The sequence below is a fragment of the Pseudomonas sp. GD03862 genome (assembly GCF_029840855.1).
In the GTDB taxonomy this organism is placed as follows: domain Bacteria; phylum Pseudomonadota; class Gammaproteobacteria; order Pseudomonadales; family Pseudomonadaceae; genus Aquipseudomonas; species Aquipseudomonas alloputida.
Map to the genome: position 1 here is coordinate 123,142 of NZ_JAOCDI010000006.1, position 13,504 is coordinate 136,645.

Annotated in this window: 14 protein-coding genes, 1 pseudogene and 2 riboswitches; of the genes and pseudogenes, 3 read left to right on the forward strand and 12 right to left on the reverse strand. The window is 64.1% G+C overall.

Annotation, left to right across the window (positions count from 1 at the left end; translation table 11 throughout):
- Positions 1-17 precede the first annotated feature (17 nt).
- The gene (locus N5D53_RS06280; RefSeq protein ID WP_064492440.1) at positions 18-497 is read right to left on the reverse strand and encodes a hypothetical protein; all 480 of its coding nucleotides are present in this window, start codon (positions 495-497) and stop codon (positions 18-20) included.
- A gap of 133 nt (positions 498-630) precedes the next feature.
- Here N5D53_RS06280 and N5D53_RS06285 point away from each other — a divergent pair, with 133 nt between their 5' ends.
- A complete protein-coding gene (locus N5D53_RS06285; protein WP_029615363.1) occupies positions 631-1,128 on the forward strand; it encodes a GNAT family N-acetyltransferase in 498 nt (165 codons plus the stop codon).
- A 156-nt stretch (positions 1,129-1,284) separates the two neighbouring features.
- On the opposite strand, the gene N5D53_RS06290 is transcribed toward N5D53_RS06285, so the two are convergent.
- The 9 genes from N5D53_RS06290 to lpxO all read right to left on the reverse strand — a co-directional run bounded on the left by N5D53_RS06290 (position 1,285) and on the right by lpxO (position 10,771).
- Positions 1,285-1,719: a pseudoazurin gene (locus N5D53_RS06290; protein WP_129932521.1), complete on the reverse strand. Its 435-nt coding sequence runs from the start codon at positions 1,717-1,719 to the stop codon at positions 1,285-1,287.
- Between the two features lie 17 nt (positions 1,720-1,736).
- Positions 1,737-2,525: an ABC transporter ATP-binding protein gene (locus N5D53_RS06295; RefSeq protein ID WP_279840177.1), complete on the reverse strand. Its 789-nt coding sequence runs from the start codon at positions 2,523-2,525 to the stop codon at positions 1,737-1,739.
- Positions 2,522-3,538 (reverse strand): iron ABC transporter permease, encoded by a 1,017-nt coding sequence (locus N5D53_RS06300; RefSeq protein ID WP_279840178.1) that lies wholly within the window; start codon positions 3,536-3,538, stop codon positions 2,522-2,524. The genes N5D53_RS06295 and N5D53_RS06300 overlap by 4 nt, the downstream gene beginning before the upstream one ends.
- Entirely contained in the window at positions 3,538-4,548 is a 1,011-nt protein-coding gene (locus N5D53_RS06305; protein WP_064492444.1) for an ABC transporter substrate-binding protein, read from the reverse strand. The genes N5D53_RS06300 and N5D53_RS06305 overlap by 1 nt, the downstream gene beginning before the upstream one ends.
- A gap of 110 nt (positions 4,549-4,658) precedes the next feature.
- Positions 4,659-4,857, reverse strand: a riboswitch (cobalamin riboswitch).
- Positions 4,858-4,885: 28 nt separating this feature from the next.
- Positions 4,886-6,052 carry a DUF1624 domain-containing protein gene (locus tag N5D53_RS06310; protein WP_064492445.1) on the reverse strand — a complete coding sequence of 389 codons (1,167 nt, stop codon included), beginning with the start codon at positions 6,050-6,052 and terminating at the stop codon, positions 4,886-4,888.
- Between the two features lie 108 nt (positions 6,053-6,160).
- The gene (locus N5D53_RS06315) at positions 6,161-8,287 is read right to left on the reverse strand and encodes a TonB-dependent receptor (RefSeq protein ID WP_064492464.1); all 2,127 of its coding nucleotides are present in this window, start codon (positions 8,285-8,287) and stop codon (positions 6,161-6,163) included.
- A 108-nt stretch (positions 8,288-8,395) separates the two neighbouring features.
- A riboswitch (cobalamin riboswitch) is annotated at positions 8,396-8,604 on the reverse strand.
- Positions 8,605-8,759: 155 nt separating this feature from the next.
- Positions 8,760-9,329: a GNAT family N-acetyltransferase gene (locus N5D53_RS06320; RefSeq protein WP_049587612.1), complete on the reverse strand. Its 570-nt coding sequence runs from the start codon at positions 9,327-9,329 to the stop codon at positions 8,760-8,762.
- A gap of 78 nt (positions 9,330-9,407) precedes the next feature.
- On the reverse strand, positions 9,408-9,752 hold the full coding sequence (locus tag N5D53_RS06325; RefSeq protein ID WP_014591592.1) for a carboxymuconolactone decarboxylase family protein: 345 nt from the start codon (positions 9,750-9,752) through the stop codon (positions 9,408-9,410).
- Between the two features lie 119 nt (positions 9,753-9,871).
- A complete protein-coding gene (gene lpxO / locus N5D53_RS06330; RefSeq protein WP_020193192.1) occupies positions 9,872-10,771 on the reverse strand; it encodes a lipid A hydroxylase LpxO in 900 nt (299 codons plus the stop codon).
- A gap of 158 nt (positions 10,772-10,929) precedes the next feature.
- On the opposite strand from lpxO, the gene thpR reads away from it, so the two are divergent.
- Positions 10,930-11,475, forward strand: coding sequence for an RNA 2',3'-cyclic phosphodiesterase (gene thpR, locus N5D53_RS06335; RefSeq protein ID WP_104962084.1), 546 nt, complete (start codon positions 10,930-10,932; stop codon positions 11,473-11,475).
- A gap of 7 nt (positions 11,476-11,482) precedes the next feature.
- Here the strand turns inward: thpR and N5D53_RS06340 are convergent.
- Both N5D53_RS06340 and N5D53_RS06345 read right to left on the reverse strand, forming a co-directional pair.
- Positions 11,483-12,178 (reverse strand): annotated as a pseudogene (locus N5D53_RS06340) (TonB-dependent receptor); the annotation flags it as partial.
- A gap of 7 nt (positions 12,179-12,185) precedes the next feature.
- Positions 12,186-12,782 carry an NAD(P)H-dependent oxidoreductase gene (locus tag N5D53_RS06345; protein ID WP_064492450.1) on the reverse strand — a complete coding sequence of 199 codons (597 nt, stop codon included), beginning with the start codon at positions 12,780-12,782 and terminating at the stop codon, positions 12,186-12,188.
- 91 nt (positions 12,783-12,873) lie between these two features.
- On the opposite strand from N5D53_RS06345, the gene N5D53_RS06350 reads away from it, so the two are divergent.
- On the forward strand, positions 12,874-13,473 hold the full coding sequence (locus N5D53_RS06350; protein ID WP_076403271.1) for a TetR/AcrR family transcriptional regulator: 600 nt from the start codon (positions 12,874-12,876) through the stop codon (positions 13,471-13,473).
- The last annotated feature ends 31 nt before the right edge of the window (positions 13,474-13,504 follow it).

Consider the following 13,504-nt stretch of genomic DNA (forward strand, 5'->3'; position numbering starts at 1 on the left):
ACCTTGGCCAGCAGCGCTCAAGAGCCTGCATTGTCCAGCGCCTCAAGTTCGTCTTCCACCCGTTGCATGCGCTGCTCGACCAAGGCCTGCACGTTCACATCGCGGGCGGTTTCGCGCATCAGGGCGGTGAGTTTTTCGCTCAAGCGTTTGCCGGCTTCGGTGTCTTCCAGGGCGCGAGCTTTGGCTGGGTCCTGGGTGGCGGCGACGATGGTGGCGAATTCGGCGTCGCTGAAGTTCTTTTCGCTGTACAGGCGGAACAGGTCCCGGCGCTGGTCCTCGACGGTGAGGTGCTTGCGCAGTACGTCCTGGATGGTCGCTTGCGACAACTGCGGATGACTGCGGCCCAGCAGCGCGGACATGCGCTCGATGTTGTGCGTGTAGGCGTCCTGCAGCGGCAGCTGGCTGAGGATCTGATCTTCACGGGAGGGTTTCTGGTCGCAGGCGGTGAGTGCAGCAGCCAGCAACAGGGGTAACAGCAACTTCGGGAGGCGAGGCATGGTGTGGCCTGGTCGGGCAGTGAAGACTGCTGATTATACCGATGTCCGCCTTGCCGCGACGAGCCCCGTGATTTGCCTTGAGCGGCACGCTGCGGTAGAACCCTACGCTCCCAACCACACTGGCAACAGCCCGATGCCGAACTGGACCCTGCAACCTGTGGCGCGTGACGCCATTGCCGAAGTGCTGGCGTTTGTCGACAGCGCTCGCCGCGCGCTTTTTCCGATGCTCGCCAACGCACCCTTGCCGCGTGACCTGGCGCATTTCGCCGACACTTACCTGGACGGCGCCGGCTGCTTTCTGGAAGCCCGTGAGGGTGGGCGGCTGGTTGCGGTGATCGGTTACTTGCCCTATGACCATCGCTTTGCCCAGCTTGATTACCGCGCAGAGCGGGTAGTCGAGGTGGTGCGGCTGTTCGTGTTGCCGGCCTACCGCAGGCATGGCCTGGCTGCTGCCTTGTTTGGTGCCTTGCGCGAACGGGCGATGCAAGCCGGCTTCGACTGCCTTTACTTGCATACTCATCCGTTTCTGCCAGGTGCCATTGCGTTCTGGGAGCGGCAAGGCTTCACGGTGGTGGATGTGGAGCAGGACCCGGTGTGGCAGACCACGCACATGCAGTTGCGATTACGCTGACCTGTGGGAACGTGCCTATTGGCGATGAAGATCGCGCCCTGGGTCACTGGGTCGAACGCACTGCGGTTGAGGAGGTTCCAGTTGCCATCCTCGGTAAAGCCCATGCTTCGCAACGGGGCGGAGCCGGCCAGGGAGTGAGCGGCCCGAATAGCCGCCTCACTGCCCGGCCTCGAGCTTTTGCAACTGTGCGGCAAAGCGGGCTTTGGCCCGCGCCGGCAAGCTGGCCGGCAATTCGGCTGCAGGCGCGTCACCGACCTGGATCACCATGACCATGCCCATGGCCATGTGTGGAATGCACTGGATACCGTAAACGCCCGGCACGCTGAAGGTGTGCTCGAACGGCTGGTTCAGCTTGCTCTTGAACGGTTCGGCACCGGTGGGTAGCAGGCCCGCCACGCTGGCGGCATTATGCCCGCTGTGGCTCGGCAGGAAGCGCACGCTGTCGCCGGGGGCAATGCGCAAGTGGTCAGGCTCGTAGACCATGGCGCCGTCGCTGCCACGGTTGAGCATTTTCACTTCATGCACTTCGGCCAGTGCGGTCGGGGCTAGCAGGGTGCTGGCGAGCAGCAGGGCGACAGGGCGCAACAGCATGGGCAGGGCTACCAGGTTCAGGGGGCGCGAAAGCGCAGGATGCGCACGCCGTCGAAAGGGTCGGTGAGGTAGTGGGCGTGGACGCCGAAGGTGCTTAGCAGGCGCTCTGGGGTAAGCACTTCGAAGGGGGTGCCGAGGGCGACGAGACGGCCCTTGTCGAGAACCGCGACACGGTCGCAGGTCAGCGCCTGGTTGAGGTCATGCAGCGCCACCAGGGTGGTAACCGGCAGCGCCTGCACTTGTTGCAGCAGGCTCAGCTGATGCTGGATGTCCAGGTGGTTGGTCGGTTCGTCCAGCAGCAGCACCTGCGGCCGTTGGGCCAGCGCGCGGGCGATGTGCACACGCTGGCGCTCGCCACCGGACAGCGACCCCCACAGGCGCGTGCGCAGGTGCTGGGCGTCGAGGTCGGCCAAGGCTTGCTCGACGATGGCGCAGTCTTGCCGGGAGAACGGTGCCAGGGCCGAGAGCCACGGCGTGCGGCCCAAGGCAACCGCGTCGAACACGCTGATCGCATCGAGTGTGTCGGCCTGTTGCTCGACCAGCGCCAGCGCCTGGGCAACACGGCGGCGGGGCATCTGTGCCAGTGGCTCACCCAGGAGCTGCACGCTGCCGCAGGCGGGTTTGCGCAGCCCTGCCAGCAACTTCAACAGCGAGGACTTACCCGAGCCGTTGGGGCCGACGATGCCCAGGGTTTCACCGGCGACAACGCGAAGGTCGATATCGCTGAGCACGGTATTTCCGGCCAGTTGCAGCCCCAGCCCATGGCAGGCCAGCGGAGGGATGCGAACAGCTGCCATGGCGGTCATGGGCGCCCCCGACGGCTGACCAGAATCAGCGCGAATACGGGGGCACCGATCAGCGCCGTAACCACGCCCACCGGGATCACCTGGCCGGTGATCAGCGTGCGCGAAAGAATGTCTGCCGCAATCAGGAACAGCGCACCGCCCAGTGCGCTGGCGGGCAACAGACGGCTGTGCCCGGGGCCGAGCAGAAGGCGCAGGGCATGGGGGATAACCAGCCCGACAAAACCGATGGCGCCGACAATGGACACCATCACAGCCGTCACCAACGCTGCGCAACTGATCAGCAGCAACTGGGTGCGCCGCACCGGGATGCCCAGCGAGGCGGCCGAATCGGCACCGAAGGTGAAGGCATCCAGCGCACGGCCATGCCACAGGCACACCAGCAAGCCGAAAACCGCCACCGGTACGGCCAGCCACACCGAAGGCCAGCGCACGCCGCTCAGGTTGCCCAGCAGCCAGAACAGGATGCCGCGCGCCTGTTCGGCGGTGGCCGACTTGGTGATCAGGAAGGCGGTCAGTGCATTGAACAGCTGCGAGCCGGCGATACCGGCAAGGATGACTGGTGCATTGTTGCTGCTCGGGCCGGCCGCGCGGGCCAGCACCAGCACCAGGGCGAATGCGGCCCCGGCACCGATGAAAGCCCCTGCGGACATGCTTAATGCCAGGCTACCCAGGCCCAACAGGCCGACGAGTACCGCGCCGGTCGAGGCGCCGGCAGACAGCCCCAGCAGGTAGGGCTCGGCCAGTGGGTTGCGCAACATCGCCTGCAGGATGACACCGCAGGTGGCCAGCCCAGCGCCGCAAGCGGCCGCGACCAGGGTGCGGGTCAGGCGGTAGTTCCAGACGATGCCGGCGTCGATCGGGTCCACCGGGTAGGCGGCTTGCCACAGGTGGTTGGCCAGCACCTGACCGACCACGCTGGGCGACAGGTTGGTTTCGCCGATGGCGGTCCCGGCCAGCAGGGCGGCCAACAGGGCGGCCAGGGCAACCGCGATGCTGGGTAACAGGCGGATCATCACGGGGCTGCTTTACCGCTGGCGAAGGCCGTGGACAGCGTCTGCACGCCGCGGAACAGGCGAATGCCGGCCTGCATGGCGTCGGCGTCGAGGATAATGATGCGGTCGTGCTTTACCGCGTCCATGTTGCGGGTTACCGGGTCACTGCGCAGGAATTCGAGCTTTTTCTGGTAGTCGTCGGCGGGGAAACGGCGGCGGTCCATGCGCGCGATGATCAGCCAGGTCGGATTGGCCTTGGCCAGGGTTTCCCAGCCTACGCTTGGCCATTCTTCGCTGGACTCGACCACGTTGCGCACACCGAGGGTGCGCAGCATGAAGTCGGCGACACCCTGGCGGCCGGCCACATAGGGGTCGATGTCCAGGTCGGCGCTGGAGAACCAGAACAGCGCCGAAGTTGCCGACAGGTCCTTGCCGGCCAGTTGTGCCCTGGCGCTGTCGAGGCGCCCTTGCAACTCGGCGTTCAGGGCCGCGCCGCGGTCCTGAACGTCGAAGATCTCGGCCAGTTCGCTGACGCTCTTGTAGATGCTGTCTACCTGGAACGCTTGCAGGCGGGTGCCGTCTGCACCGACCAGGTTGTCCTTGCCCTCGCAGTCCGATGGCAGCACGTAGGTGGGGATCTTCAGCTCATCGAACTGCTCGCGGGTGGCGACCACGCCCTGGGCACCGACCATCCATTCGAACTGCGCCGCGACCAGCTGCGGGCGCTTGCCGACCACCGCCTCGAAGCTGGGGTCGTTGTCGGCCAGGCGCGGCACCTTGGCGTTCACCGCCTGGTATTCCGGCAATACGTTGTTGAACCACAGCGAGGTGCCCGCCAGCTTGTCACCCAGCCCCAGGGCATAGAGCAGCTCGGTACCGGCCTGGCCGATGGTGACGGCGCGCTGCGGCGCCTGGGCAAAAACCTGCGGCTTGCCGCAGTTGTCGACCGTCAGCGGATAGTGGGTGGCAGCGGCCTGGGCCAGGCCAGTGAGGCTTAGGCCCGCGAGCAGGGTGGCGAAACGGGGCAGCATGCTGGGCGATCTCCTATCGGACAGTTCTGGTGAGGAACGCACGGACAGGCATCGCCGAGCCCCAGCGGGTGGCTGGGGCAACACGGATGGCCAATCCCGGACACCCCGCCGGTTGGTGAATGTAGGCCGGCAGGTCTCCTGACTGGTGCGTCACGGCCCGGCTCCGGCCTTCCCGGGCGGCAGGCCCAGTGGCATCGATGGAGCAGGCTCGGCACCTACAGTTGCGGGGGCAGTTCCGATTGGCCTGTATTGGCAGGCCTGGGATTCCCTGTTAGTTCCGTGGTGGAAACCGGCGGCCCGCATGGTAGACCATCGCGCCGCCAGGTGAAAACGCTTTTCAGAAGTACTTCAGCCAACGGATGTCGCGGCGACGCTGCTTCAGGCGGGCGAACCCGCGCACCGGCAGGTACAGCGCAACCGCCAGCAGCACCGCGCCCAGCCACACCGCTGCAATACCGTCGAAACCGAAGTAGTCGCCATGGTTGAGCCCGAACAGCGCCACGCAGGCCAGGTACAGCAGCTTCAGCACATACAGGTGCAGCAGATAGAAGAACATCGGTGCCGCACCGAACACCGCCAGGGCAGTGATCCAGCGCGCCTGGCCGGCCCGTTCGAACGCGCGCAACAACAACAGGCCGCAGCCCAGGGTCAGGGTCAGGAACAGCAGCGACGGTGGGTATTTGGTGATGTTGAAGAAGCTCATCAGGGTTTGCATGAAGGTTGGGTAACCGCTCCACGGTGCCTCACCGTAACCGTTGAACATGCGCAGCAGGACAAAGCCAAGCAGCGCGAGCAAACCCGCCACCAGCAGGTGTTGCTGGCGTTGGCCGGCATCGCTGCCGCGGGCGAACCAGGGGCCAAGGCCGTAGCCCAGGGCGATGACGCCGATCCACGGCAGCACCGGGTAAGACGTGCGCAGGTGCAGGTTTTCGGAAAACGCCAGCCAGCCGCGATCATGCAGGATTGCCCACGGCACATGCAGGGCTGAATCCACGCCAAAGTGCAGGCCGTCGAGCAGGTTGTGGCCGGCGACGATGCTGGCGCCCAGGGCGAGCAGTGCGGCGCGCGGCAGCCACACCAGCAGCGACAGGGCGATCATGCTGACGCCGATGGCCCAGATCACTTGCAGGTAGATCACGCTGGGGGGCAACTGGAAGGTCCAGGCGAAGTTGACCAGGGTGAACTCCAGCACCACCAGGAACAGCCCCCGTTTGAACAGGAACGCCGAGACGTCGCCACGGCCCTGATGCTTCTCGCCATACAGCCAGGCCGACAGGCCGGTCAGCAGGACGAACACAGGCGCACACAGGTGGGCGAGGGTGCGGCTGAAGAAAAGCGCCGGTTCCGTGGTGTCGATGGCCATGGGGTCGCCGACCTGGCGGTGCAGGAGGAAAGTCTCGCGGACATGGTCCAGGAGCATGAACAGGATCACCAGGCCGCGCAGGGCATCGATGCTCTGCAGGCGCTGGGTGATCAGAGTGGGCGTGGCGATGGCGCTTGTCATGGGTGGACGCTAATAGTAATGAATTTCATATAGAACGTTATCTTATAACCAGCAGATGAAGGGTTGGTAGCGGTTTTTGTGCATCGGTGCTGTGAAGGGGTATTCAGGTCAGAAGCTGTAATCCACCGTCGCGAAGTACGACCGCGGCATCCCCATCAACCACTGCTGGCCGCTGAACGCCGACTGCACATACTCGCGATCGAACAGGTTGTTCAACTGCAACCCCAACTTCACATCCGGCAACACCTGCCAGGCGATGTTGGCATCGACCACGGTGTACCCGGGGGCGCTCTGGGTATTGGCGGTATCGGCATAGCGCTCATCCACATAGCGCGCCCCAATGCCGGCCTCCACCTGCTGGCCGAAGCCTTTGCTCAACCAAAGGTTGGCGGTACGCCGTGGCACGTTGGCCGGCCGGTTGCCTGCCCGGTCCTGCGGCATGCCGCCGACCATTTCGTCGAAGTCGTCGTACTTGGCGCGTACCAGCGATGCGTTGGCCGATACCTGCCACTGATGGGCCAGGGCCAGCTCCAGCGTCGCTTCCAGGCCATCGGAGGTCTGCTGCCCGGCTTGTTGCTTCTCGTGCGTGATCGGGTCGTCCACCAGCAGCTTTTTCTTGACGATGTGGTAGGCGGCAAGCGTCCATTCGCCACGTCCCTGCCAAAAGCGCTGCTTGAGGCCTGCCTCGGTCTGCTTCGCCTCGGTCAGGTCATAGTTCATCTGCGCGGGGCTGAGGCTGATGAGGTTGTTGACCCCGTCCTCGCTGGTCGAGTACTGGCCGTACAACGACAGGTCGTCGTTGAGTGCGTACACCAGCCCGACGCGCCAGTTGCCCCCTTGCAGGCTGCGATCGCTGCGGCTGTCGTTGGTCAGGTTGTCGCGGTCGATGTGGTTCTGGTCGCGACGCACACCGGTAACCAAAGACAGGCGGTCGCTCAATTGCAGGCGGTTTTCGGCAAACAGGGCAAAGGTATGGGTGGTCGAGAGCGTTTGCGGCCGCAACGGCGAGGCGCTATGAAACCAGCCTGGCTGTGGCTGCCACGGGTCGATGTAGTCGCCGCCCACATCGTTGTAGGGTGAATTGCTGTCGACGTTGAATCGCACCTTGTTGTACTCGGCACCGAGTACGGTCTTGCTGGCCAGGCCGAACAGGCTGTGGTCGAAGGTGAAGGTCTGGCGGTCACCGAACTGTTCCTGGTTGTGCTTGATCTCCAGGTAGCTGCCGCGCAGCAGCTGCTCACGCCCGGTGTCCCAGCTGTAGTCCTCGGCGTTGCGCCAGTGGCGGCGGCTTTTGATGTAGTACAGCTGGTTGCTGGCGCTGAGCTGGTCGTTCAGCGCCCAGTCGGTCGTGAGCCGGGTCCATTCATCAACGTACTGCTGCACGTCGTTCTGCACGTTGTAGTTCTTCTTGCGCAGGCTGCTGCGGTAGTGGCCGTCGATCAGCGGGGTACCGTAGTAGTTGGCAGGTTGTGCATCGCCGCGGTCATGGGCCAGCGTGAAGCTGAGGTCATCACTGGCATCGAAACGCAGCGCGGCGCTCAGGGCCAGGCTACGTGAAGTGGTGCGGTCGACCCAGCCATTGCCGGCCTGTTGGTTCAGCGTCAGGCGGTAGCTCAGGCGCTCGCTGAGGCTGCCGCCGCTGTCCAGGCCGAGCTGCTGTCGGTCCCACGAGCCGTAACCCAGGCGCAGGTGGTTGCGCACCTCGCCGGCAAAAGGTTTTTTCGGGATCACGTTGATCACTGCGCCGGTGGCGCCTTCGCCATGCAGTACCGAGGCCGGGCCGCGAATCACTTCGATGCGTTCGACCATCCACGGGTCGACCGGGAAGGTCTGGGTGCCGGCACCGGTGTACAGGCGCGCGCCGTCGAACAGGGTCATCACCGAGCTGTGGCCGGCAAAGCCGCGGGCAGACAGGCCAGTACCGCCGTCCCCCGGGGAGCCGACGAAGGTGATGCCCGGCGAGCGGGTCACTGCATCCTGCACCGTGATGTTGTTGCGCTGCTGAATCTGCCGTTCGCTGATGCTGCTGGTGCTAGCCGGTGTTTCCAGGGCGCTGAGGCCAAGGCGCGAGCCGGCCTGGGTCGGCGTGGCCAGGTCGATGGCGCGGCTGTCCTGGGTGTCGGTGATGGCCGTGGAAGGCAGGGCCAGAGGTTGCGGGTCGCGGTCATCAGCCAGCGCCGGCAGGGCGACGGCCAGGCAGGCCGCCAGGGGGTGAAGCTTGAACATACGGGACATGTCGTTCCACTGCTGCAGGAATGAATGGATCCCGGTGGAAAACACGCAAAGGCGAACCATGCAGGCAGGCGCGCGCACGGATTCCGGCCTGCGCCCGCCCACCGCGGGTTGCCAAGTGAAGCTCCAGGCCGGTCTCCGGGCTTGCGAGGGGCATGAAACCTTCACCTTCCCATGCTTGAGCACAGTGGTATCTCGAAGGGTTCGCTCGCTTACCGTTGCGGGGGCAGCACCGGACTTGTCGTGGGCAACACGACGCACCGGTTTCCCGTTTCACCCTGCGCGCGGCGGCGCAGGGCACCTGAAACTGGCGCGCATCTGACCACTGAAATGCTGGGGCGTCAAATGTTGGCGTGCTGTGAATGCTGAGAAAAAACAACAGGTTGTGCGTTCTTGGGGTGCCGATACCCCTTTGGCAAGAACATCAGGCCCCAGCGTGATGAGCTTGCCGGGAAGGCAGGCTTGCCTGAGATGGCTAGCGCCCGCGGCGCCGCGATACCCGTGCCTCGATGTTCTTGCGCCCGATCAGCAGGGGTGGCTTTTCCACCACCGGCTCATCCGCCAGCCACTTGTACATCACCAGGCAGTCCACCAGCCCCAGGCGGGCATGACGGTAGGCCTTGGGCAAACGGCCGACTGTTTCAAAGCCCAGCTTGTGCCATAGCGCCACGGCCACTTCGTTGCTAGCTACCACCGAGTTGAACTGCAATGCCAGAAAGCCTTCCTGGCGCGCCAGCTTTTGCGAGTGTTCGCACATCAAGCGCGCTACGCCCCGGCCGCGCGCCTGTTCGCAGACCATGTAGCCGCAATTGCCCACATGCGCACCAGGCCCGGCAGCATTGGGCTTGAGGTAATACGAACCCAGTAGCTCGCCATCTTCTTCGGCCAGCAGCGTGTGCAAGGGCAGCTCCAGCCACAGCTGGCGCGCCTGTTCGAAGCTCAGGGCCGGATCGAAAGCGTAGGTTTCACGGGCTTGGACAATGGCCTGGAAGGTGGGCCAGAAACGATCGAAATCGTCCGGCGTCATGGGGCGAATGTGGATCATGCGGGTTCCTGCGCGGGGTGAGCCGCCCAGTCTGGGTGGCGCGGCGCCGTCGCGCAAGGGCGGCGACGCCGTTTGTGCTCAACCGTTGGCCTTGCCCACCGCGTCCATTGCACGGGCGGAGTACACCAGCGCGGCACCGGCGTTCATGGCCACGGCCACGCCGAGGGCCTCGGCAATTTCCTCGCGGCTGGCACCCGCTTTGACGGCCTGCTGCGAATGCACGGCGATACAGCCGTCGCAGCGGGTGGTCACAGCCACGGCCAAGGAAATCAGCTCGCGGGTCTTGGCATCCAGGTGGTTGGTCTTGGCACCTGCACCGCTGGCGGTCATGTAGCCGGCTACGGTGTCGGGGGAGAGTTGCTTGAGATCGCCGATGCCGGCCATCAACTGCTTACGGTAGGCGTCCCAGTCCATCATGCTCATCGTCTTCACCTTGGGGTGGTTGCGAGTGGAGCTTTCAGGCTAGTCGAAACGTGGCACGTGCGAGGCGGTACTTTGGTGGGTAAACGCAGGCCACTCGTACAGGGGCCTGCTTTCAGCCTTCAGATGTAGATGAACACCAGCACCAACGCCGCGACCACTGCCCATTTTTCCAGGTAGTAGCGCATGCGGTTGCGCTTCTTCAGCGCCTTGCCACGCTCGCGGATCTTGTAGATGCGGGTGAACAGGCGGTTGATGCCACCGGTCTTGTCGCTGGCGTCGTTGGGCGCAGCGGCAGCTGCCATCACGTTGCGGCTGAACCAGCGGTTGAACGCGGTTGCCCAGCGGTACTTGAGCGGGCGCTCGACGTCGCAGAACAGGATGATGCGGTTGTGCTCGGTGGTGTTGGCTGCATAGTGGATGTAGGTTTCGTCGAAGATCACCCCCTCGCCATCGCGCCAGGCGTATTTCTCGCCGTCCACGTCGATGTAGCAGCCGTCGTCATTCGGCGTGTCCAGGCCTAGGTGGTAGCGGTACGAACCGGCATACGGGTCACGGTGGCGCACCAGCTTGGCTCCCGGGGGCAGGGTGGCGAACATGGCGGCCTTGACCGTGCCGATGCCTTGCAGCAGCTCGGTCGTGCGTGGGCAAAGAGCCATTGCCGACGGGTGGCTTTCGCCATACCACTTCAGGTAAAAGCGCTTCCAGCCGGTCTTGAAGAACGAGTTGAAACCGACGTCATCGTAATTGTCGGATTTCTTGATTTCGCCTACGTGCAGCAACTGGCGGCCTTCCTCACGGATCTCCTGCCAGTGGTCCTGCAGCGGTTTCAGTTCTGGAAAGGCCTCGACCGGCAGGTAGGGCTTGGCCGGGTGTTTGGAGAACAGGTACAGGAAGCTGTTGATCGGGGCCAGGAAGCTGGAGTGGTCGCCCAGCTGGCGAGTCAGCTTGTGGCGAACCCGACCGCGCAGGTGAACATAGGCGATCGAGAGGGCGAAGATAAGTACGAGTGCAATTTTCATGGACGTTTACTTGTCGAAAAATGGTCATGCGCCATGGCATGAGCCCGCCAGCATAAACAATCATGGGGGCAGTTTGTACTTATTGTTATGAAACTGCGGGGCGACATTGGTGTAATACCCTACCGTCTTGCGCAAACGTTTCATGTCAGGGAGTTTGTATGGTTCAGGATATACGTCCCAGCGGTAGCCCGTTCAAGCGGCTGTTCTTCGCCTTGCCGGTCAGCGACGCCCAGCGCCGTGACCTGGCCCAGTGGCGGCGCGGGCTGAACCTGCGCAGCGGCAAGCCGGTGCCGGCGGCCAACTTCCACGTCACGCTGCTGTTCCTCGGTGATGTAGATACCGCCCAGGTGCCTGCGATCTGTGCGGCAGTCGATCAACTGGCGCTGCCGGCCAGGGCACCGCGGCTTCTGCTTGACCGCTTGCAGGTGTGGCAGCGGGCCGGCGCGCTGGTGCTGGAGCCACAGCAGACACCGCCAGCCCTGTTGCAACTGGTGTACGGCTTGCAGCAGGCCCTGCTGCCGTTGGGGGTGGAGGCGGCCAACCGTGAGTATCGGCCACACTTGACCCTGTCCAGGGATTACCGCGGGCAACCACCCGAGGCCAGCAGCGCGCCGGAGTTCTACCTCAGCGCGCGCCACTTCACGCTTTACGAGTCACGCAAGGGCGCTTACTGGCCCTTGGCGCAGTGGCCGCTGGCAGGCTGACCCGGGGTCAGAGCTGCGGGGTGTATTTCACTGTCAGCATGAAGTTGCGTGGCTCGCCATAGTTGTTGCTGCCATTGAGCTGGTTGAAGCCTGCAACCCAGTACTTCTTGTCGAACAGGTTGTTGGCGTTGACGGCAAGGTTCACTTCGGGGGTTAGCTGGTACGCCAGGCGTGCGCTCCACACGGTATAGCCAGGCACGGTGTAGGTACGCTCGTAGCCCAGGGTGTGGCTCTGGGTGGTGAAGCCCAGGCCGGTGCTCCAGCGCTGGCCGTCCAGTGGCAGGGTGTAATCGGCCCATGCACGCAGCATGTGCTTGGGTGTCCACTGGCTGAAGGTGCGGCCTTTCTCGTCAGGGTCATCGAGGTACTTGGTGGTGTTGTAGGTGTAGCCTGCGAACAGCTGCAGGCCACTCAGCACTTCGCCGCTGATTTCGGCTTCAACGCCTTGGCTGCGCACCTTGCCCGCTGCGGTGGAGCAGTACCAGCCATCGCAGGCGAAGCTCGAGGCTACGTCGGTGACGGCGCGGTTTTCCTGGTCGTATCGGAACAATGCGATCGAGGCGTTGACCCGGCCGTCGAGCAGTTCGCCCTTCAGGCCCGTTTCGTAGTTGCTGCCGATCACCGGTTTGAGCGGCGCATTGCCCACGGCGCGTTCGGTTTGCGGTACGAACACGTCGGTGTAGCTAGCGTACCAGGGGTACTGTGCCGGTTCAGGCTGCGGCCTGGCAATCTGCAAACAGTTTTTTGCCCAAAGCGTGTGCGTGGTGCAAGTGGGGAAGTTGGTCAGCCCCTTCGCTGTCATCCAGCAATGTGGAACTGAGTACTTCTGCGCCGCAATAGTCGAAGATGCCGTGCTCGATCTGCACGCGCATCGCCTCGCCATAGCCATGCCGCTCGAAGGTGCCTGTATCGGCACCTGCAATGCCGACCAGGTGAACCTTCATGCCGCGCAATTTCTTGACCGTGGTGCCCCCTTCATAGTCGAACGCCCAGCCGTTGCTGAATACCCGCTCGACCCAGCCCTTGAGCAAGGCCGGCAGCGACCACCAGTAGATCGGATAGACCAGCACCAAGGCATCGGCGCGCTCGATGCGTGCCTGCTCGTTGAGTACATCGGCCGGCGGTGCTGCCAGCCGGCGGTGCACGGCATGGTCTGCCAGGCTGAAGCGGGGGTCGAAGCCTTCGCTGGCCAGGTCGGCGATTTCGCTGCTGTGGCCGACGCTGGCCAGGCCGTCGGCAACCTGCCGGGCCAGCGCGTGGGTGAGGGATTGCGGGTCATGGTGACCGACGACGATCAGAGCGTGCATGGTGGCTCTCCATTCAAGGATGCAGGGTAGCCTGAAGCGTTATATACTCCAGGTAAGTTACGCTTAGTAAGTTACTTTTGGTAGGTAATCGATGTCAAGCGATGATCAAGCACGTTCCCGCAAGCGCCTGAGCCGCGACGACCGACGCAGACAGTTGCTGGATATGGCCTGGCAATTGGTGCGGGAGGAGGGTACCGATGCCTTGAGCCTGGGCCGCCTGGCCGAACAGGCGGGGGTGACCAAGCCGGTGGTCTACGACCATTTCGAGACCCGCAACGGGCTGCTGGTAGCGCTGTACCAGGAATACGATGCGCGTCAGTCGCAGATGCTGGCGCGAGCCTTGGCCAGCTGTGAAGCCAGCCTGGCCAGCCGCGCCCGGGTGATCGCCGAGGCCTACGTGGACTGCGTAATGAGCCAGGGCCGGGAGATACCTGGGGTGTCGGCAGCGCTGGCCGGGTCGCCGGAAATGGAGGCGCTGAAGCGGGCGTACGAGCAGCCGTTCCTGGACAAGTGCCGCGAAGCCTTGGCCGGGTTTTCGCCCAGCGGCAATGTAGGGGTTGCCGGCATGCGCCTGCTGGTGGGGGCAGCGGATGCACTGTCCCAGGCGGCTGCAGCAGGGGAACTGGAGGCCGGGCAGGCCAAGGCTGAGCTCAAGGCCGCAATTATCGCCATGGTCGAACGGCAAACATGAAGCGCCGACCACTGTGTGTGGGCAGGCTTGA